The 19912-nt window shown below is 34.5% G+C and carries 17 protein-coding genes; 2 read left to right on the plus strand and 15 right to left on the minus strand.

Going from position 1 to position 19912, the window contains the following annotated elements; translation table 11 throughout:
- Positions 1-39 precede the first annotated feature (39 nt).
- The 6 genes from racE to GGQ92_RS03850 all read right to left on the minus strand — a co-directional run bounded on the left by racE (position 40) and on the right by GGQ92_RS03850 (position 5244).
- Positions 40-864: a glutamate racemase gene (gene racE / locus GGQ92_RS03825; RefSeq protein ID WP_184244692.1), complete on the minus strand. Its 825-nt coding sequence runs from the start codon at positions 862-864 to the stop codon at positions 40-42.
- A 112-nt stretch (positions 865-976) separates the two neighbouring features.
- The gene (locus tag GGQ92_RS03830; protein WP_184244694.1) at positions 977-1522 is read right to left on the minus strand and encodes a GNAT family N-acetyltransferase; all 546 of its coding nucleotides are present in this window, start codon (positions 1520-1522) and stop codon (positions 977-979) included.
- Between the two features lie 120 nt (positions 1523-1642).
- Positions 1643-1867, minus strand: a complete 225-nt coding sequence (locus GGQ92_RS03835) for a helix-turn-helix domain-containing protein (RefSeq protein ID WP_184244696.1) — start codon at positions 1865-1867, stop codon at positions 1643-1645.
- A 179-nt stretch (positions 1868-2046) separates the two neighbouring features.
- Entirely contained in the window at positions 2047-2808 is a 762-nt protein-coding gene (gene sdhB / locus GGQ92_RS03840) for a succinate dehydrogenase iron-sulfur subunit (RefSeq protein WP_184244698.1), read from the minus strand.
- Between the two features lie 15 nt (positions 2809-2823).
- Complete coding sequence (gene sdhA, locus GGQ92_RS03845) at positions 2824-4575, minus strand: succinate dehydrogenase flavoprotein subunit (RefSeq protein ID WP_184244700.1); 1752 nt, start codon at positions 4573-4575, stop codon at positions 2824-2826.
- A 60-nt stretch (positions 4576-4635) separates the two neighbouring features.
- The gene (locus GGQ92_RS03850) at positions 4636-5244 is read right to left on the minus strand and encodes a succinate dehydrogenase cytochrome b558 subunit (RefSeq protein WP_184244702.1); all 609 of its coding nucleotides are present in this window, start codon (positions 5242-5244) and stop codon (positions 4636-4638) included.
- 285 nt (positions 5245-5529) lie between these two features.
- Between GGQ92_RS03850 and GGQ92_RS03855 the strand changes: the two genes are divergently transcribed.
- Positions 5530-5961: a DUF2507 domain-containing protein gene (locus GGQ92_RS03855; RefSeq protein WP_184244704.1), complete on the plus strand. Its 432-nt coding sequence runs from the start codon at positions 5530-5532 to the stop codon at positions 5959-5961.
- 158 nt (positions 5962-6119) lie between these two features.
- On the opposite strand, the gene uvrC is transcribed toward GGQ92_RS03855, so the two are convergent.
- Positions 6120-7895, minus strand: coding sequence for an excinuclease ABC subunit UvrC (uvrC, locus tag GGQ92_RS03860; RefSeq protein WP_184244706.1), 1776 nt, complete (start codon positions 7893-7895; stop codon positions 6120-6122).
- A gap of 316 nt (positions 7896-8211) precedes the next feature.
- Between uvrC and GGQ92_RS03865 the strand changes: the two genes are divergently transcribed.
- The gene (locus GGQ92_RS03865) at positions 8212-8607 is read left to right on the plus strand and encodes a (deoxy)nucleoside triphosphate pyrophosphohydrolase (protein WP_184244708.1); all 396 of its coding nucleotides are present in this window, start codon (positions 8212-8214) and stop codon (positions 8605-8607) included.
- A 117-nt stretch (positions 8608-8724) separates the two neighbouring features.
- Here the strand turns inward: GGQ92_RS03865 and drmB are convergent, their stop codons facing one another.
- From drmB to GGQ92_RS03905, 8 genes are all read right to left on the minus strand, one after another.
- Entirely contained in the window at positions 8725-10620 is a 1896-nt protein-coding gene (gene drmB, locus GGQ92_RS03870) for a DUF1998 domain-containing protein (RefSeq protein ID WP_184244710.1), read from the minus strand.
- Positions 10617-14132, minus strand: a complete 3516-nt coding sequence (locus GGQ92_RS03875; protein ID WP_184244712.1) for a helicase-related protein — start codon at positions 14130-14132, stop codon at positions 10617-10619. The genes drmB and GGQ92_RS03875 overlap by 4 nt, the downstream gene beginning before the upstream one ends.
- A 20-nt stretch (positions 14133-14152) precedes the next feature.
- The gene (locus GGQ92_RS03880; protein WP_184244714.1) at positions 14153-15664 is read right to left on the minus strand and encodes a DISARM anti-phage system protein DrmE domain-containing protein; all 1512 of its coding nucleotides are present in this window, start codon (positions 15662-15664) and stop codon (positions 14153-14155) included.
- Positions 15665-15670: 6 nt separating this feature from the next.
- Positions 15671-16651 carry a hypothetical protein gene (locus GGQ92_RS03885; protein WP_184244716.1) on the minus strand — a complete coding sequence of 327 codons (981 nt, stop codon included), beginning with the start codon at positions 16649-16651 and terminating at the stop codon, positions 15671-15673.
- A 161-nt stretch (positions 16652-16812) separates the two neighbouring features.
- Positions 16813-17082 (minus strand): IS3 family transposase, encoded by a 270-nt coding sequence (locus GGQ92_RS03890; RefSeq protein ID WP_184244718.1) that lies wholly within the window; start codon positions 17080-17082, stop codon positions 16813-16815.
- Between the two features lie 23 nt (positions 17083-17105).
- The gene (locus GGQ92_RS03895) at positions 17106-17441 is read right to left on the minus strand and encodes a hypothetical protein (protein WP_184244720.1); all 336 of its coding nucleotides are present in this window, start codon (positions 17439-17441) and stop codon (positions 17106-17108) included.
- On the minus strand, positions 17407-17613 hold the full coding sequence (locus GGQ92_RS03900) for an IS3 family transposase (RefSeq protein ID WP_184244723.1): 207 nt from the start codon (positions 17611-17613) through the stop codon (positions 17407-17409). Before GGQ92_RS03900 ends, GGQ92_RS03895 begins: the two co-directional genes overlap by 35 nt.
- 648 nt (positions 17614-18261) lie before the next feature.
- The gene (locus GGQ92_RS03905; protein WP_184244724.1) at positions 18262-19365 is read right to left on the minus strand and encodes a DNA cytosine methyltransferase; all 1104 of its coding nucleotides are present in this window, start codon (positions 19363-19365) and stop codon (positions 18262-18264) included.
- Positions 19366-19912 lie beyond the last annotated feature (547 nt).

The raw sequence follows: 19912 nt of genomic DNA on the forward strand, positions 1-19912 counted from the left end.
ATACAGATTTATCCTAAAACCATAAAAAAAGTATGGAAATTAAATTTCTCCCATACCTTCTAATTTTGTTAGTGAGATTCGGCTCACCGCATCTATTTTTTGTTTTAACCAGCGAGAAGCAATCGCATGAAATTTACCTACGTCGCCGGTTGTATGAAAATGATATGTTGGTAATTCATCACCTTGATACAAATTCTTTCGATATCCTAAAATTGTACTTACCTCTCTAGCAGTTTCCTCACCTGATGAAATGACAGTTACTGCTGGTCCCATAACTTCTTGTATTAGTTCGGTAATCATTGGATAGTGTGTACAACCTAAGATTAACGTATCCATCTTCTTATACGGTAACAGTGGTTGCAATGATTCTACCACAATATCATAAGCCTCTTGGCCGGACACAATACCCTTCTCCACCAAAGGCACAAACCTTGGACAAGCTAAATCACGTACATTAATTGTAGTGTCTATATTTTTCAATGAATGGACATAGGAACCAGATGAGATTGTCCCTTCTGTACCAATAACACCTACTTCTCCTGTCCTCGTACTAGTAATCGCAGCTCTTGCACCTGGTTGAATTACACCAACTACAGGAATTGGTAATTGTTCCTTTAACAAATCCAATGTATAAGCAGTAGCTGTATTGCATGCAATTACTAACATTTTTATGTCTTTATCCATTAAAAAATCGACCATTTCCATTGTAAACTGAATAACCTCTTCTTCTGGTCTTGGTCCATATGGACAACGTTTCGTATCTCCTACATATATAAAGGATTCTTTCGGTAGCTGACGGATTAATTCACTAGCTACTGTTAAGCCACCAACACCTGAATCAATAACTCCAATTGACTGTTTCATTCCATCGCCTCTTTATTCTCTTTCAGTTAATTATTACGCATATAATCATATCATAGCCAGTTGAAACTTATCGACTACCGTCAAGTAAATCAGCTGAAAAAGTACTTTCCACCTATTTTTGTTTCCAATCGTTCTTTAACATTCCATAAATTACATGATCCACATACCGATCTTGGATTTTTTCTCCTTGACGGATAGTTCCTTCTTTCATGAAGCCTAATCTTTCAGGTATTGAACGACTTTTTTTATTCTCAGTAGCAGCTCTTATTTCAATCCGATTAAGTTGAAGCTCGTTAAAACCATAATGTATTAAGCCCTTAACAGCTCTTGTCATAATTCCTTTACCCTCATAATCGGAATCAAGCCAATAACCAATATGGCCAATTTCATTTAACCAATCTAATTCATTAAAACCTACTGTTCCTACGATTTTATCATTATAAACGATAAACGTAGTAATACTATTATTTGCTAAAAAACCACTACGACATATTCTAATAAAATTTTTGGAATCTTCTATCGTTTTCGTGTGATCTACCCAGCCCAACCATTCTCGAAGCGTCTCTCTAGACCTATCAGTAAGTGTAAAGATTCTTTCTGCATCCATTAACTCGGGTAGTTTTAAGCGAATATCGTTATCAATATCGTATGTAAACAATGACGTTCTCTCCCGTCCTTTTATTTTTTTATACATCTTACTACTGTTTCTTAGTTTTTGAAAGCATGAAACCGCTCATTATAAATACCAGTTATTCCAAACAGAATAACTGGTATTTACTTAAAGCTTTAGCTCGCCCATTCTAATAAGCTCGACCACAGCTTGCGAGCGTCCCTTAACGCCGAGTTTCTGCATAGCATTTGATATATGGTTGCGAACTGTTTTTTGGGAGATGAAAAGTTCCTGTGCAATCTCTTTTGTCGTTTTATCTTGGACTAATAGTTCGAATACTTCTCGCTCTCGTTTCGTTAATAATTGCTTTGGCCTGTACTCACTATCCTTCAACTGTGAACCCCTCCTTGCTGACTTTAGGGCATTTTTTTGCAGAGGGTAATTACTTAGTCACTTTCATATTATGTGAGAAGTAGTATAGTGTTCCCGTCATTAGCCTATCCTCGCATTTTCTTTTCTTCACTAAGAAAAAAAGTTCAGCAGCTATTTTAGCTACTGAACTTTTTGTTCGATTAATAAGCATTGTCACTACCAAAGAAATTCTTAAAGGATTGCAAATTGGTAGATCTATTTAATGCAGCAATAGAAGTGGTTAAAGGAATTCCCTTAGGACAAACCTGGACACAGTTTTGTGAGTTACCACAACCTGTAATACCTCCATCTTCCATTAATGCATCTAATCTTTCTCCTTTATGCATTTCTCCTGTTGGATGAGCATTAAACAAACGAACTTGAGAAAGTGGTGCAGGTCCAATAAAATCAGATTTGCTATTTACGTTAGGACAAGCTTCCAAACAAACACCACATGTCATACATTTTGATAATTCATATGCCCATTGACGTTTCTTTTCAGGCATTCTAGGTCCTGGTCCAAGATCGTATGTTCCATCGATAGGGATCCAAGCTTTAACTTTTTTCAACGATTCGAACATTCTGCTTCTGTCAACAACTAAGTCACGTACAACTGGGAACGTACTCATCGGTGCAATCCGGATTGGTTGCTCCAATTTATCAACGAGCGTAGAACAAGCTTGTCTAGGAACATCGTTGATAATCATAGAACAAGCACCACAGACTTCTTCTAAACAGTTAGATTCCCAAGAAACAGGTGCAACTCGTTTCCCATCCGCATTTTGTGGGTTCTTTTGAATTTCCATTAAAGCTGAAATTATGTTCATATTCTTTCGATATTTCACTTTAAATGTTTCGTCGTAAGTTGCCGAATCTGGATCATCTTGTCGGGTAATTATCAGTGTAATCGTTTCTTCAGCCATTCTCGTTACCCCTTTCTATTTTTTCTTAGAATAATCACGCTTACGTGGTTCAATCAGTGACACATCTACTTCCTCGTAATAAAGCTCTGGATTATCATTAACAGCATCATATTTAGCCATTGTCGTTTTTAACCAATCTTCGTCATTACGTTCTGGGAATTCTGGTTTGTAATGTGCTCCTCGGCTTTCATTACGATTATAAGCTCCAATCGTAATAACGCGAGCTAATTGAAGCATGTTCTTCAACTGTCGAGTGAACATTACACCTTGGTTGTTCCAACGAGATGTGTCATCCATATTAATATTTTTCCAACGCTCTTGGAGCTCTTGGATTTTCTCATCTGTACGAAGTAATTTTTCATTTTCTCGAACTACTGTAACATTATCTGTCATCCATTCGCCCAGTTCTTTATGAATTTGATAGGCATTTTCTTCTCCACGCATATTTAACAATTCTTCAAACTGGTCTTCTTCTGCTTTTAACTGATTTTCAAAGACAGAAGATGGGATGTCATCCGCGGTTTTCTCCAAGCCTTCGATATATTTAATTGCGCTTGGTCCAGCTACCATTCCACCATAGATAGAAGATAGAAGGGAGTTCGCTCCTAGTCGATTTGCTCCATGCTGAGAATAATCGCACTCTCCAGCAGCAAATACTCCTGGAATATTTGTCATCTGATCATAATCGACCCATAAACCACCCATAGAATAGTGAACCGCTGGGAAAATTTTCATTGGAACTTTACGTGGATCTTCTCCAACGAATTTTTCATAGATTTCGATAATTCCACCAAGTTTAACATCTAATTCTTTCGGATCTTTATGTGATAGGTCTAGATAAACCATGTTCTCGCCATTAATACCTAGTTTTTGATTCACACATACATCGAAAATTTCACGTGTAGCAATATCTCGTGGTACTAAGTTACCATAAGCTGGATATTTTTCTTCAAGGAAGTACCATGGCTCTCCGTCTTTATACGTCCAAATACGGCCACCTTCTCCACGTGCAGACTCACTCATTAAGCGAAGTTTATCATCACCTGGTATAGCTGTTGGGTGAATTTGAATAAACTCGCCATTTGCATATATTGCACCTTGAAGGTAAAGTGCAGCTGCAGCAGATCCAGTATTAATAACCGAGTTCGTCGATTTACCGAAAATAATACCAGGGCCACCTGTAGCAATAATGGTTGCATCCGCTTTAAATGCTTTTAATTCATGGGATTTAATATCTTGAGCAATGACACCTCGCCCAACACCCTCATCATCGATAATAGCCGAGATAAATTCCCAACCTTCATATTTTGTAACTAATCCTTGTACTTCAAAACGACGAACTTGTTCGTCCAAAGCATATAATAGCTGTTGTCCTGTTGTTGCACCTGCAAAGGCAGTTCGGTGATGTTGTGTTCCACCAAAACGACGGAAATCTAATAAACCTTCGTCAGTTCGGTTAAACATTACACCCATACGGTCAAGCATATGGATAATACCAGGCGCTGCCTCACACATTGCCTTTACAGGAGGTTGGTTTGCTAAGAAGTCTCCCCCATAAACCGTATCATCAAAATGCTCCCAAGGTGAGTCTCCTTCACCTTTTGTGTTTACCGCACCATTAATTCCACCTTGTGCACAAACAGAGTGAGACCTTTTTACCGGGACAATGGATAGCAAGTCAACATGTACACCTGCTTCTGCTGCCTTTATCGTGGCCATCAATCCAGCAAGACCACCACCAACTATTACTATATTACGATCACTCATGAGTGCTCACTCCCCCTTTGTCTGTCATTATATATTCTTTCAGCCTCTGAATCTATCAATCTACACAAACGCAAATAGAGCTCTAATACCTATATAAGTTACTGCAAGGAAAACAATTAGCGTAGCATATGTTGCAATTCGTTGTGAACGTGGAGTAACGGTAATTCCCCAAGTAACGAGAAAACTCCATAATCCATTCGCAAAGTGGAATGTTGTAGAAACTACACCAATCACATAGAACCAAAACATTACTGGGCTTGCTAAAATATTTTCCATTAGGCTATAATCTAGTTCCTCTGTTCCCATTCCTATTTGTACTCTTGTCTCCCAAACGTGCCAAATAATAAAGATAAGGGTAATAATTCCCGTAATACGTTGTAAATAGAACATCCAGTTACGGAAAAAGCCATACCTTCTCACATTATTTTTAGCAACAAAAACAATGTACACTCCTAATATCGCATGGAATAAAATAGGGATAAAAATAATGAATATCTCCAATAATATTCGGAATGGCAAGTCATGCATAAACTGTGCCGCTTTGTTAAAGCTATCGGGACCGTACACAGCAAAATGATTGACTACTAAATGTTGAATTAAAAAGATCCCGATTGGAACAACTCCCAATAAAGAATGCAATCTACGATAGAAAAAATCCCTGTTCTCCAATTTGTACCCCCCTTAAATTATGTAATCTTTTCTCTGTAACAATCTTCTTTACGCTTTTAAAGCGCTTTATCCATTCGCAATAGCTCATCGTTTTCATGCTTAAAGCGAATATTCCCATCCCTTAGTTTACGTACATTGTTACAACTTTTATTGTACTTCTATCGAATGAAAGCGTCAAGAAAACGAATGCGGTTTCTTTTTGGTTTTATCTCTCATTAATCCGTTGCACATTCTTGTAAAAAAAGAGATAATAGAATTAGGAGACGGAAGAAAGGGGTTCACATTTTGACTGAACAAAAGACACATATAGCAACTGTCCTAGCAAATCTACGAAACACTAGTAGTGGTTATGATTTATTACGTTATGTCGGTCTACCGGATATGCTCGGTAAAGACGCTGGAATTATACTTTATGTTTTAGGTAAAAACCTTGCACGAAAAGCTGAATGCGAATCTTTTGAAGAATTATTCGAATTCTTTTTACATAGTGGCTGGGGCGAATTAGTCCTCCTACAAGAAAAAAGAAAAAAATATATATTTGAGCTTTCAGGCGACATTGTACAATCTAGATTGTCTACTTTCGAGAATATTGATTTTCAAATAGAATTAGGATTTATCGCTGAAACAATATCACGTATTACTGCGATTTCGTGTGAGTGTACGAGTGAGATTAAAAAAGATAAGGTTTTTCTGCATGCTATTTTACATGTCGACTAATACCTTGTAGAACCTCGACAAATCTAACAAGCTATCTATGAATAAGTCGACATTATTAGACCCTATTCACACATTAATACTTTCTTTTACGAACAAATGAAACAAACACCACTCAGGAGTCTCATATCCTAATCGGTGTTTTTTTCGCATTAAATCTTCTATGTTTCTTGCAATTTCTTCAGTATACTTTTTGCAACAGGCTCAGGAATCCCTAATTTAGTTAAATCCTTTTCCTCTGCTTTAGCTATTTCGTTTATCGATTTAAAATGAGTAAGCAATAGTTTCTTACGCTGCGGTCCTACGCCTTCTATACCATCTAATTTCGAATGAAAGGCACTTTTCCCCCTTAACTGACGGTGAAATGTGATAGCAAAACGGTGGACCTCATCTTGAATCCGCTGAATTAAATAAAATTCCTGTGATCGTCTATCTACTTCAACTTGTGTTGGTGGGTCACCATATAATAATTCACTAGTTCGGTGTTTATCATCTTTTGCCAAGCCACATAGAGGAATAGACAGACCTAATTCGTTCTCTAGTACATCTAGCGCAGCAGACATTTGACCTTTCCCGCCGTCCACTACAATAAGATCTGGAAGTGGGGCTTTTTCTTTCAAAAGCCTAGTATATCTTCTTCTTACTACTTCCCGCATTGTATCATAATCATCCGGGCCTTTTACATCTCTAATTTTATATTTACGATACTCTTTTTTAGCTGGTTTTCCATCGATAAAAACTACCATAGCGGAAACTGGGTCCGTCCCCTGAATATTGGAGTTATCAAACGCTTCGATTCGATATGGCGTCTCAATATGAAGTACTTCACCGAGTTTTTCTACCGCCTTAATTGTTCTCTCCTCATCACGTTCAATAAGCTGAAACTTTTCTTGTAACGCAATTTTGGCATTTTTATATGCTAAATTAGTCAATTCCTTTTTACGACCTCGCATAGGTGCATGCACGTCAATCTCCAATAGTTTATTTATCAATTCTGTGTCGGTCTCGATCGGTACAAGAATTTGCTTTGGTTTTGGATGGTGATGATGCAAGTAAAAACTCCCAATAAAACTATGAAATGCTTCAATTGCCTCATCGAAGAAAGGAAAAACTGAAACATCTCTCTCGATTAACTTGCCTTGTCTTACAAAGAATACTTGGACACACATCCAGCCCTTATCATAGCTATAGCCAAATATATCCCTATCTGTACGATCATTTAAAGTAACTTTTTGTTGTTCCATCACAGCTTCTATATGGTGAATTAAATCTCGATATTCCTTTGCACGTTCAAAATTTAATTCTTCCGAAGCTTTTAACATCTTTTCTTGTAGATTTTTTTTAATTGACTGATGACCGCCGTTTAAAAAAGTTGAGATTTCTTGCGTGATTTTTTGGTAAACTTCTTTATGTGGTGGTGTGTCAGAACAAGCTAGACATTGATTCATATGATAGTAGAGGCAATATCTTCCTTTAGGGTTGTTGCATTTCCTTAATGGATAAAGCCTGTCTAATAATTTCTTCGTTTCTCTAGCAGCCAAAACATTTGGATAAGGACCAAAATATTTACCCTTATCCTTTTTAACTTTTCTAGTAATAATAAGCCGAGGATGTCGTTCGTTTGTAATCTTTAAATATGGATACGACTTATCGTCCTTTAATAACACGTTATATTTGGGATCATATTCTTTTATTAAATTCATCTCTAAAATTAACGCTTCGATTTCTGAACTAGTTACAATATATTCAAAGTCAACTATTTCTCGTACCAATCGTTGAGTCTTCTTATCATGGGCTCCCATAAAATAAGAGCGAACCCGATTTCTTAATAATTTTGATTTCCCTACGTAAATTACTGTTCCATTCTTATCTTTCATTAAGTAACAGCCTGGCTGGGCTGGGAGAACTGCTAATTTTTCTTTTATATGATCTGTCATCTATTCCCCCTCCTCTTGGTTGTCGTAAATATATCCTATTTTTGTATATTCTTAAATGTACTATTAAGTATATTTTAAATTTGTTCGAAGTTAATGGTATTCTCTATCATTTATCATATCATGAAATTGTTGCTTTGTAAGCTTCATTATCTAATCGAAATCATATTCTGGAAAGTTTAAAATAGAGAATTATTCTCTCATTATTTTTCTCTTTTAAAATCATATAACAAACTCTCAAGCTGTGTATATTTTCAGCTAGATTCACTATTTGTAACATGCTATTATAGCAATAAACAAATGTCACAGGGAGAATATTATGAAGAAAACCATTAATGTAGTCGCAGCTGTTATAGAAAATGAAAATAATGAAATTTTATGTGCTTTAAGGTCGCACGATATGTCCATTCCTAACAAATGGGAGTTTCCAGGAGGTAAAGTAGAAGTAGGTGAGAGCTTACATGATGCATTAGAACGAGAAATAACAGAAGAGTTACAATGTAAAATTGTTGCTGGTGAAGTTATCCATGAACATACTCATGAATATGAGTCATTCATTGTTCACTTAACTTGTTTACATACCAGAATAATTGAAGGAATACCACACTCTACCGAACATGCGAAGTTAATATGGCTACCTAAAGAAAATTTAAATTCTATCATATGGGCACCTGCTGACATACCGGTTGTAAAAGTAATCATGCAAAAAGCGTAAACACTAAAACAAATGTCGAGGCTAACGGAACTTAAAGAAGCTACTGTCATAAAAAATACAGACAGCAGCTACAATAAGTTACCTAAACCCAATAAAACAAGCTCAGGTAAGTTTAAATTATACATTAAAAAAACCAAACTTTGGATCAATTATTAGTGTTCTATCTAGAAAGAGATTACCTAACTCACAGGAGGTTTCTGGTAAATAAGAACAGCTATGACATGCAGCACCGTTTAGGTTATTAACACCTTGTCCAGATGCTTTACCAATCTCAGAACAAACTGGATCAGAACTGCACCACCTTGCTTCTTCTATTGCCTTATCAACAACAGGAAAGAAATTTTCCTTTTTCCCCATTCTAACAAGGCCCCCAAATGTTCCATCTATATCTCCTGAAGAGGTGTAGATTAAAATTCCACATTGCTCATCATTTATATAAAGACGTTCGCGTATTGAAGCAGAATTATAACCACAAGTAAGTGCAAGTTCATCGATTAGGATATGGGCAAGTGTGTGAATCAAAACATTCCTAGGTTTAAGAATTGATTCATCTATTCTTACCCTACTTTTCTCAGACCTTGTAATTAAACCATTAAAATAACTCTTAACATCGGGCCTTTGCTCCCAAGCAACAAGTTTCTCAACACTCAATGTAAAGAAAATACCTTCTCCATAAACCTTGTAGGATGGAAGCCAATTATTTTCCTGTAAGTCAGGATTCTTAAATAATAATTTTTTCCCTCTTTCAACTTTATCTCTACCAGATTCATCGTCATCTGTAGTGAGTCTATTGAATCCAGTTAAAGCAATAGTCTCTTTTAATTTTGTAACTCTATTAATAAGGGTAAATTTATTAGTAATATCATCATCTTTGGCATTACTCGAATCCCATTCTTTTCTTACCTTTAAGTTTCTGGTATCTACTTCATTGACAAGTGTTTCAAATTCCTTTTTTCTCAATTCCTTTTCTGTGTTTTTAGAGTATATTTTTTCTTCCGTTTGCTCATCATCTAGTCCACCTTCAATGTAAAGTATTGCAAGTTCAATATCTGATTGGTTGTACTCTTGAATCTCAGGAGGGCACATTTTTTTAACAATATCCATTTTTTTCTCAAGTTTGTCAGCCACACTTAGCCAAGAAGATGTTACCCCATTTCTCTCAAACATATCAATTAATCTTTCTACTTCAGGGTTTTCCCCCGGTAGATAAATTGCACTAATTGTATTAGGATAGTATACATTTATTGAATTTTTCAAGACTGCAACAGGATATGAAGTACAATTTACCTTTTCTTCAAGTGAACCATACCATGGTTTGTGACCAGGACATTTAAATAAATTACCATTTTCATTTAGCCTCTTACTTAATTCACTGATACCTTCTTCGTCATCAGTTGTATCACTTTTTCTTGTCATAATCCCTCTCAATGGCCTTTCCTTGTTACAACTACATCTAACCTTAAGGGAATCCAGTGTTGCTCCTCCAGTAGTTATTAAACGCATTTGTCCATTACAAGTAGTGTGCTCGTCTTTATGAACCCACTCTCTCCAAGGAAAGTCAAATATATGTCCTTGATTACAAACTATTACAAATGGTACTTGAATCATTTTTCTTCGCTCTTTACATGATTTACAATCTAGCCAACTTGTTCGGTTAGACATCTCTGATTGGTGTAAAGTCTTACATACTGGACAATAATGCCAAGTAGGAAACCGCAGTAAAGGAATATATATATCTGTGTTAGTTTGAGTTAGTGCATCTCCAGCATTTTTATATTTATAACTCGGTCTATAATCGGGAGGCATTAATAGTTTATCAACCCTTAATAATGACCTTAACCTCGGCTCTTGAATTTCAAATTCATCTAAGGCATTTATTGGATTTTCATTCTTATCATAGTACCATTTATCAAGAGATCCAATCATTGCAGATTCACCTTCAGGACTAATTACAAGTGAACCGGGACCAAATGTTGTAACAAGCTGTCCTCTTCTTAAAGGTAGGTCTTTCATGAAAACAACCCCTCCCAACTATTATCATCTTCACTAGTATCTTCTGAATTATATATAGAAACAATGAGTCCTCTACACTCAGAATCTACATTTCTCATTGAGTTTATCATTGACTCCGCCTTATTCTTCATGGTTTGCGGCAAAACTGTACCTGCAGGGTACATATATCCATCCACTTTTGAATCTACTTCCCATGCAGTATAATTGCCGTTTTCTAACCTCTTTAGTATTGTAAGGAATCTACTCTTCAATTCTTCAACTTGTTCATGATCGACTAGTTTCGCCCTCTCCACTAAACGGTTATAAAAAGGAACAATCTTATCATTCAAATTCTTACTAATCTCATTCCAATCAGGAGTTCTAGCAATATCGTCATTTAACGCTTGTCGAAGATATCCAACTATTACAGCATGTAGTCCTCTCTCCAGAGAAGAATCAGAAAATGGAGTAACGCTTGTCGGTTCTACTTGAGCATATAACTTTTGGTGATATTCTCTGAAATGCTCAAAGTGTGATTTATCCCTTGATTTTGTATTTGAATAAAGAGTAAATATTAATCCGGGTCTTTCCCACCAACGACGACCTACACGTCCACTAACCTGTATATATTGTGCAGTCATTTTCGGTTGTCCAACAATAGCCATTACAGAAAGTCTGTCAATGTCCACTCCTACTTCAATAATATTTGATGCTAAGCACAAATCTATTGCAGAATCGCGGATGTTTTTCTTATTACTGTCATATTCTACTTTTAAATCATCAATTGTCTTAGATATTTCATGACTTTGTTTCCTTGAAGTCAACTCTAAATAGTTATTTATAAAGCGGAGATCTTTTTGACCCTTCCTCATTGACATTGAAGTTGAATATTGCGGAATGTCTGTTTGAGTCAAAGTCAGGCCTCCACCTAATTCTCGAAGTGTATTATAAAATGAAAGTAATGTCCAATAAGGGTCCCTCTCTACTTGCTCTATTTCATTTGCAGACTGAAGAATTGAGGAAAAAGACATAACTTGAGACATCATTATACGAACGGTTTGAGTGTAAATCCCCACATACTTTCTACCAGGCATTGGTTTCCCTGTTTTCTCATCAATTGCTGGTGTAGCAAAAAAAGAATCTTCATTTTCTAACCCCGGACTTGGAAACAACATTGAGTTTTTTCTTCCAAAAAGGGCAAGCGCTTGTTCCTCAAACTGTTTAATTGTTGCAGTAGCGGCAATAATTTTAGGTTTAATAACGTCATCATCAACTTTTTTTAAACATAGTTCTTCAATCAAGGTCTCAAATAATCCAGTAAGTGTTCCCAATGGGCCAGAAATTAAATGCAATTCGTCTTGAATAATTAATGATGGAGGGCTTATAAACCTTTCACCGTTAGTGTCAATTCCAAATAGCAACCTTGCTTGTGGCTTCCAAATTAATTGTACAAACTTGTCAACTGTTCCTATTAAAAACGTTGGGCGTTTCTCATATATTGTTTCATCAACAATATAAATTGGTAATTCCTCGTGAAAATGGCAATTTTTATCCGGACAATGAATTGCTAGTGTATTATTATCAATTTTATAACCCAGATACCGTTTCTTTTTACTACCCTTTTCATCATAAAACCCTAAATTGGCTCCGCACCACGAGCAATTATTTACTACAAATTCTTGCGCATCTTTATTATTTTTTTGTAGTTTAGCTAGGTTACTTTTAGCGATTTTATTAGAATTAGGCGTTGTCTTTGAACCAACCCAAATGCCAATTGAGAACGGTATTTCTCCTAATTTTTCTTGGTTTTTGCTTCTTAAGTACTCTAGAGCACAAATAAGTCTAGAAGATCTTTGGAATTGGTCAGCAGTTAGCAGTCTCAATGTATATCTCATTAATACATCTACTCCCGCATCCATAGGGTTTCTTAATCTTCTTAAAATCATTTGGAAAGCAGCAACACCTAAATAAGCCTCTGTTTTCCCTCCACCAGTTGGAAACCAAATTAGATCTACTATTTCCCTTGCCTTACTTTTCTCATTAACAAATGATTCAATTGATAGTAATATGAATGCAATCTGAAATGCTCTCCATGTATTTTTTGCATCTTTCAATTTAATTTCATCATTTGTATTTTCAGAATATGTTTTATTAAATAGTATTTGATTGTTTTCAATAACACCAAAACGTTTATCTTTTCCGTTTACTTGTTGCAAAAGAATGGCAAGATTGGCTAAACGAAACGCCTCAAGAATCTCTTCTTCTCGCAGTAATTCTAGACCCTTTTTCATTCTTCTTAGGCTTTCTTTACATAATCTCATATGTTCCTTAGCGGCTGGACGTAAAATTTCAGGAATTTTGTCCTTTATTTCCTTTTCCTTGTTATTAATCCACTCTTCATATCCATTTACTAAAGGTTTTAGTATTTGCTCTGGGTGTTTATTAGAAGATATTCCTGCCAAGTCACTCATTTTAATTTTTAATTCAATATTCTTATTTCCTTGTTTTAAGTATACGTCTGGTTTCATACTAAGAGTTTCATACTCCGGGATAAAAGTCGTAGATATTTCTTTTATATTAGTACGATTCTGCTCCCAATGAGCTGCACAACCATGTCCAAACGCATAAATACCTTCGTTTCTATAAAGTAATTCCGTTGATGCCTCTTCATCACTTATATATTTTTTCATCTCATACTGCCTAGGATAAATTGAAAAAGAGTGATTATCTGGTGTGCTTATACTCATTTCAGATTGAAACAATGCCAACTGTTGTCTATTAATACCTTTTTCATCTGAGCGGTTAGTTACACTTACAGTTATTATATATTTGCCCTTTACTTCTCTAATGCGAGCTAAAAATTGTATCTTGTAATGATTTATCTTTTCTTCTTTTTTATTTTTCATTTCTACAACTGTATCCATTTGTCTATTCTTAAGTAAATCATGAATAGGAACATTCCAAATACCTTCAAGAGATTCTCTCAGCCACCATTGTATAGTGTTACTTTCCCCCTTTACTCTTACATTATGAGGAGTGTAAGTTCCACCTTGAATTTTAACAGTAAAGTTTGGTAAATTCTTATTAACGCAAAAGGTTAATCCCATTGTGGAGGGCATAAAGTCATTTCTTTGCGGGAACAATTCCACCTCGCCATCGTCTTCAGTGTTCTCTATTCCTTCTGTAATTTCGAATAATTCATCCCGTTTTTTAACATCTTTTTCTTCGACAGATTCTTTATCGAGTAGAGTATCAAAAGACACATCTTCATTTTCACTAGTACCCAAGGGAAATAGTAGTCCACTAACATATCTTTGAGTTGGAGATTCTCTCTGAAGTATTTCTTCTTTTATTCTTCCGACTATCCAATAATACGGCTTACGCAGTTCTTCTTTCGATTGGAACTCTGTAGTACCGACAGGATTAAATTTTGTATAGCTCTCTCTAATTTGTCCTGGACCAATAATTTCCTCTTTCACATTATTTAATACTGTTTCACGATTCTTCAGTGACTTCTCCAGTGTAATAGGCATATAAATAACTCCTTTAATAATTAATCAATTTCTATTGCTTTCATTAGATTATAAGGGGCTATGAGATAACTAGAAAATTCTATTGAGACTACCCTTTCAATATTAAAAGAGGCTCCATTAAATTCCCGAGATGTGAAAGTGTAATAGCCTTGCTCCTTCAATTCATGTAGAATTTCAGTTGATAGTTCACTCATTAATTTGGTTGATATTAACCTACCAGCTTTTAAATGTGCACGCCTAATTTCTTGCATTCTACTATATATTTCTTTTATTTCATTTTCAGTGAATTTTAAGGCCCTCAATAGCTTCTGTAATTCAGTTGGACTTATGGAATCCTCATTACACCAATTTCTAATCGATACAGTTGATGCAGTCTTTAAACCATATTTTCTACTAAGAATTTGACTTACACGATTTATTCCTTTCTTTTCAACGTTATAACGAAGTCTTTTTTTCCATCTTTTCTGCGAATCTCTGTATTTAATCGATTTCGACCCCAGTATTTGGTCAGCTACTTCTGCAATCAATTTTGTATCACTTTCATTTCTTACTACTATGTAATCGTCTTCTTCTAAATCTTTAAAATTCTTTTGTTTAATAAAATTTCTTTTCTCTTCCGGAAAAAACACACGAATCTTAGAATCTTGAGGTGCAAATAAGAAGCGGTCATTTTCTAAATAAACTATACTCGCTTCAATAGCATCTGAAGAATTACTTATTGAACTTATTTGCTCATCTAAAAGTTTGTTAACTGCATTGTTTAATAACTCTTTTTCTTCAAAATTTATCAATACTTCTTTTTCAATTGGCTTACCGATAACAACTTTTTCATAAATAGTACTGTATACACCTTTAGTATCTATGTCCTTAAATCCGCTTTTAGGACTCATCGAATTAGCAAACATATCATAAGAAACAAAAATAGTTTTTAACCCTTTAAATATAGTTCTAACGTATTCTCCAAAGTAATTTGGACTTCCTATGTATAATACTTCATCGTATATATTAATCTCTTTTCTAAAACTATTTTCAGTATAATAATTTATTTTATGACTCTCTTCAATCGCTAAAACGAATTTATTTTTTTCTTCTACAGTCAATGCTCTTTTAGTTACAATTGCTATCTTGTTAGAACCTTTTAAATTATTTATATAGTTCTGAAGATATTCAACCATACTATTTTCATTTGTTTCTGCTATATCTTTAAATGTTTTAGCAATTTCTATTACTAAACTAGAAAATAGTTCAGGATAACTATTTTTAATTTGATGAAATCTTTTTAGTAGTTCATTTTGAACTTCCTCACTTATTACTTTATTATATGGCATGAAGCTACCAACCAATTTAAAGAAAACTCTTCTCAGAAAATTTAAGACTTCATTTAAATGTTGATCACTATCATATTTACTTTGGACTTCTTTACGATATGAATCAAGATATTCTGCGAAAGAGGATAATTTCCTGTTCTTAACATGTGAAAAAACAATATTACTCTCTAATCTATATAAGTCTACTAAATTACTAAAACTCATACAGCGTTACCTCCAAACAAATAATTCAATCCCTTTAGGTATTTTTGTGTTACTTGATATTAAAAAATCTATTAGTTCATGAGTGAGTACATTATACTCTTCTTGTAACAATTTCCTTTTCATTTCCTCTATAACTTCATGAATTCTACTTTCATTATCAGTTCTGCTTAAAACAATGACATTAGGATTTGTACTAAAGTACCGAGACTGTTTAATATAACTATTTACATCAGAATAAATTACTGGAACGTCCATAGCAATCTCTACTTGCTTTTTCTTCAATTGAGAAGAGAATAACTTTCCATTCGTATAACTGTTTTTATCATCCATATAAAGGAAATCTTTAATATTACCTTTAACACTGTTATATATGAATATATCTTCATTCATTTGATCATTTATTTGTGAGGTGTTTCCTACTAAGTAAAAATAATCACCCGGATAGAAAGACACCTTACTTAATTGAGCTTGTGAATATAATTCACTTAATATGGCGCTTCCCTCTAAGCCTAATTCTTTTTTCTCGCTTACTTTTCTAGATCTTTTTATTTCGTCTGATTCTTCATCTAATAAAATCAGTCTATCTATCCATTGTTTTTCTGGGACAGCCCTTCTCATATTTTTATCTTTTATCCAGAGTATCATTTCATTATCAAAAACAGGACTTGGCTCAACTGATAAAACCGATACCTTTCTAGAAGCATCTTCATCTTGATATATTATACGGCTTCCTTTTTTTAAACTCATTACCTGTTTTTTTATAGAACGCATTTGTTTATTAACCGAAAAGGTCTTATCTGCAATTCCCATTGCAATAAGGAGTGAAAAATATTTTTCACTAGGTAGCGATAGTAATATATTAATAGGTTTTCTATATTTAATACCGTGATCATATAAAAAAGAACCTAACTCGAATGCGAATACCACCCAATCTGGCAAATAGTTAGTTTTTTGCTTATTAAGAATCTGTAAATTTCTAATAAACATCCATATTCACCTCTTAAATTACTAGTTGAGTAAATTGTATCATGCATTAGGTCTATTTCACTAATTAATTCTTATATATTTTTTAAAAAAGCCTTTATTAGGCTTTTTTTATAATAAAATGCCCTTTACATGTATTTAATACCAAAAGTTAGACTAAATGTTTAAGCTGATAATTGGCTGGTTTGTTTCCGGTATTCTACTGGACTCATTCCAGTCAATTTTTCTTTGATACGCTTATGGTTGTAGTAATAAATATATTCATATATTGCATGTTCTAACGCCTCAAACGATTCATAAGCGATTCCATAATACAATTCTTGTTTCATCACCCCAAAGAAATTCTCCATAGGAGAATTATCTAAACAGTTTCCGTGGGGAGACATACTTTGAAAAATCTTATATTTATTTAACGTTTTCGTAAAGGCGTTCATTGATAAGCTCATCCTTGGTCCGTTTAAATGCTCGTACAAAATTGTGCATCCTTACCTTTCTTTATTACTTCATTTAATCCATCTAATACGGCTTTAGCGTTTGGTTTCTTAGATAGACGATAAGAAAGAATCTCGCCGTTAAACATATCTAAATAAGGATCAAGATAGGTCTTTTTGATGCTCACTTGATTATTTTCCCCTCGTGTATAGTACTTAAATTCTGTTGTATCTGTTGTCACTTTCTGTAACAGAAAAGGTGTATTAAATCGTCTATTAAGACGATTGGTTGCTATCTTTCCACGATAGGTACTATACTTTCTTGATTTATGTGTAAACTTCGTACATGTAATTCCTAACACTCTCATAACTCGTTAATACTTTCTTATGGTTTACAATAAAACCACGTTTTCTTAGTTCGAGAGTGATTCGACGATAGCCATAATTACCTTTATGTTCTTTCGAAATTTCACTGATTTCTTTCTGTATTTCTTCATCAGAATCAGCTTCATTTAAACGTTTTTGCCAATACATATATGTAGCCTTAGGAAAATTGATTGCTTTAAGAATAACTGCTAGTTGGAATTCTTTTCGGAGTTCCGTGATGATACGTGATTTTGTTTTCGCAGTCGGATCGGAATATCTATCCCTAAAGCTCGGAGTTTTTTTAAGTAAGCATTCTCCGCACGAAGTAATTCAATTTTTCCTCAAGTTCCTGTTCACGTGTCAATTTTTTGTTTGGTTTATTTGATTTCCTTTTAGACATAGATGGACGCCTCTTTGGTCTGGAAAGTCCTTCAACGCCATACTTGCTCCAAACTCGATACCAATTAGCAAGTAAAGATGGTTCAGACATCCCAAAACGAATGGCAACATCGAAAGGACTCACCTGTACTTATTTTATAGTTTAAAGCATCCAGTTTAAATTGAACAATATAAGTTTTATTTTTCCATTTTCGCCCAAGCTCTTCTGTTCCAAAAACGTTATATATTTTTACCCATTTCCTAATTGTAATTTTAGAAGGTACATTGTATCTGTTAAATGTTTGAACCCTCCTTCGCCTTTTATATAAGCTTTTACAACAGTTAACTTAAATGCAAAATCATATTTCAACATACAAAAAAACCCTTAAGTTAGATTTTGGTCTAACTCAAGGGTTGAACATCAACAAAGGATACACTTTATAACGTTACTACAGTTTTATTTTCGTTATGTTTGAATCCATTCTTAGTAAAATCCAAAGCTACTATTAGATTTTCTGCAATCCTCTTAATTACAGGTATACTCACTGCATTTCCTGCTTGTTTATAAATATGGGAATTTTCCATCCTTTCGACCATTTTAAAATTTTCATCAACAGGAAAACCTTGAAATCTCAGAGCCTCTTTTGGAGTTAGCTTTCTAATGCCCCAGTTATCAATAATAAGAGGGACATTATGACCGCCAGTGCCCATATTTGCAGTTAAAGTAGGGCATACATTTGATTGGTTTTCTCTTACATAGACACGACGCAATTGATAAACAGTATCCTCTCTTTTCATCGCTTCTCTTAACATATTGTAATACTGACTTTCAGGAGTATAATAGTATTTATCATCCTGCTTAATATCTCTGTCTAATATATCATCAATTGTTTGAGTAAGTGGAATCTCCTTAGGCCAAATAAATTTGTCCAATGCCTTTTTTTCCCTAAATCCTACAATGAAAATTCTTTCTCGGTTTTGTGGAATATTACCATATTCCATTGTATTCATCAATTTGCTATCAATATGATAACCACTTTCGCGTAGCATTTTTTTTATCACTTTAAAGGTGTTCCCTTTATCATGACTTTTTAGATTTTTGACATTCTCCAAGAAGATTGCTTTCGGTTTTTTTGCACGGATGAAGCGAATTACATCAAAGAATAGGGTTCCTCTAGAATCTATTGCATCAGTGTGACCATGACATTCTGGGCACACGGCGCCATTAATATATTCTTCATATGAAACACTATGCTTATGCTCACAGACAAGACATTGATAATGCATTCCATGTCTATTTCCTGCAATTGAAAATGCAACACATGGCCATCCTGCTGTCAAAATATTTATATCGGGCATATCATTGCCATCCAATTTTCGAATATCCTCTTCTATTAAAGTGTGCTTAAAATTCTCACGATATGTGATACAAGCGTTTTTATCTATTTCATTTGCCCAAATTATTTCTGCACCTGCTTGTTCAAAACCCTTATCGATTCCACCAATACCTGCAAATAATGAACCGACAGTATATTTTTCCATAACCCTAACCTCCGAACGCGCGTTCTATATTCTGTGTATAGTATATTATATTCTATCATACATTGTCCAGAACGATGACAGACAGCCTAACTTTACCTCATACAATTAATTAGTATGTATCCCATTTTATTCTTAAATTACTTGTATTCTAGTAGCTATTTAATGAAACCGTCGATAATATTTAAATGAAAATGATTGTGGTATGAAATAAGAAACCTAGATTTTTTATAACAATCACAATAGATTTGAACACCGCTGGTCATAATGTTCATTTTTTATTAGATAAGCACAAGCGCTTTGACCAGCTCCGACAAGCTTAAGTAAGGATTGACGCGGGGCCTTTTTGCCACAGAATAACATTATTTAAGATCTCGAGGGGCTAGGCGCAGAAGCTAGACAAATTCTATATGAATAATCCCGTAAATCGAGTAGGAGGAGGTGATTAACCTCCATCCTCTCACACCACCGTACGTACCGTTCGGTATACGGCGGTTCAATTAAGATAAATAACGCAAGATTTCATAACGAGATTGTAGACTTCTTAGTC

It is taken from the genome of Gracilibacillus halotolerans (genome assembly GCF_014206945.1).
GTDB classification, from domain to species: domain Bacteria; phylum Bacillota; class Bacilli; order Bacillales; family Amphibacillaceae; genus Gracilibacillus; species Gracilibacillus halotolerans.

What these genes read in the sequence shown, in the direction of transcription:
- racE (WP_184244692.1), bottom strand. Translation starts at nt 864, where the DNA reads ATGAAACAGTCAATTGGAGTTATTGATTCAGGTGTTGGTGGCTTAACA.
- sdhB (WP_184244698.1), bottom strand. Translation starts at nt 2,808, where the DNA reads ATGGCTGAAGAAACGATTACACTGATAATTACCCGACAAGATGATCCA.
- sdhA (WP_184244700.1), bottom strand. Translation starts at nt 4,575, where the DNA reads ATGAGTGATCGTAATATAGTAATAGTTGGTGGTGGTCTTGCTGGATTG.
- uvrC (WP_184244706.1), bottom strand. Translation starts at nt 7,895, where the DNA reads ATGACAGATCATATAAAAGAAAAATTAGCAGTTCTCCCAGCCCAGCCA.
- GGQ92_RS03865 (WP_184244708.1), top strand. Translation starts at nt 8,212, where the DNA reads ATGAAGAAAACCATTAATGTAGTCGCAGCTGTTATAGAAAATGAAAAT.
- drmB (WP_184244710.1), bottom strand. Translation starts at nt 10,620, where the DNA reads ATGAAAGACCTACCTTTAAGAAGAGGACAGCTTGTTACAACATTTGGT.
- GGQ92_RS03875 (WP_184244712.1), bottom strand. Translation starts at nt 14,132, where the DNA reads ATGCCTATTACACTGGAGAAGTCACTGAAGAATCGTGAAACAGTATTA.
- GGQ92_RS03880 (WP_184244714.1), bottom strand. Translation starts at nt 15,664, where the DNA reads ATGAGTTTTAGTAATTTAGTAGACTTATATAGATTAGAGAGTAATATT.
- GGQ92_RS03885 (WP_184244716.1), bottom strand. Translation starts at nt 16,651, where the DNA reads ATGTTTATTAGAAATTTACAGATTCTTAATAAGCAAAAAACTAACTAT.
- GGQ92_RS03890 (WP_184244718.1), bottom strand. Translation starts at nt 17,082, where the DNA reads ATGAACGCCTTTACGAAAACGTTAAATAAATATAAGATTTTTCAAAGT.
- GGQ92_RS03900 (WP_184244723.1), bottom strand. Translation starts at nt 17,613, where the DNA reads ATGTATTGGCAAAAACGTTTAAATGAAGCTGATTCTGATGAAGAAATA.
- GGQ92_RS03905 (WP_184244724.1), bottom strand. Translation starts at nt 19,365, where the DNA reads ATGGAAAAATATACTGTCGGTTCATTATTTGCAGGTATTGGTGGAATC.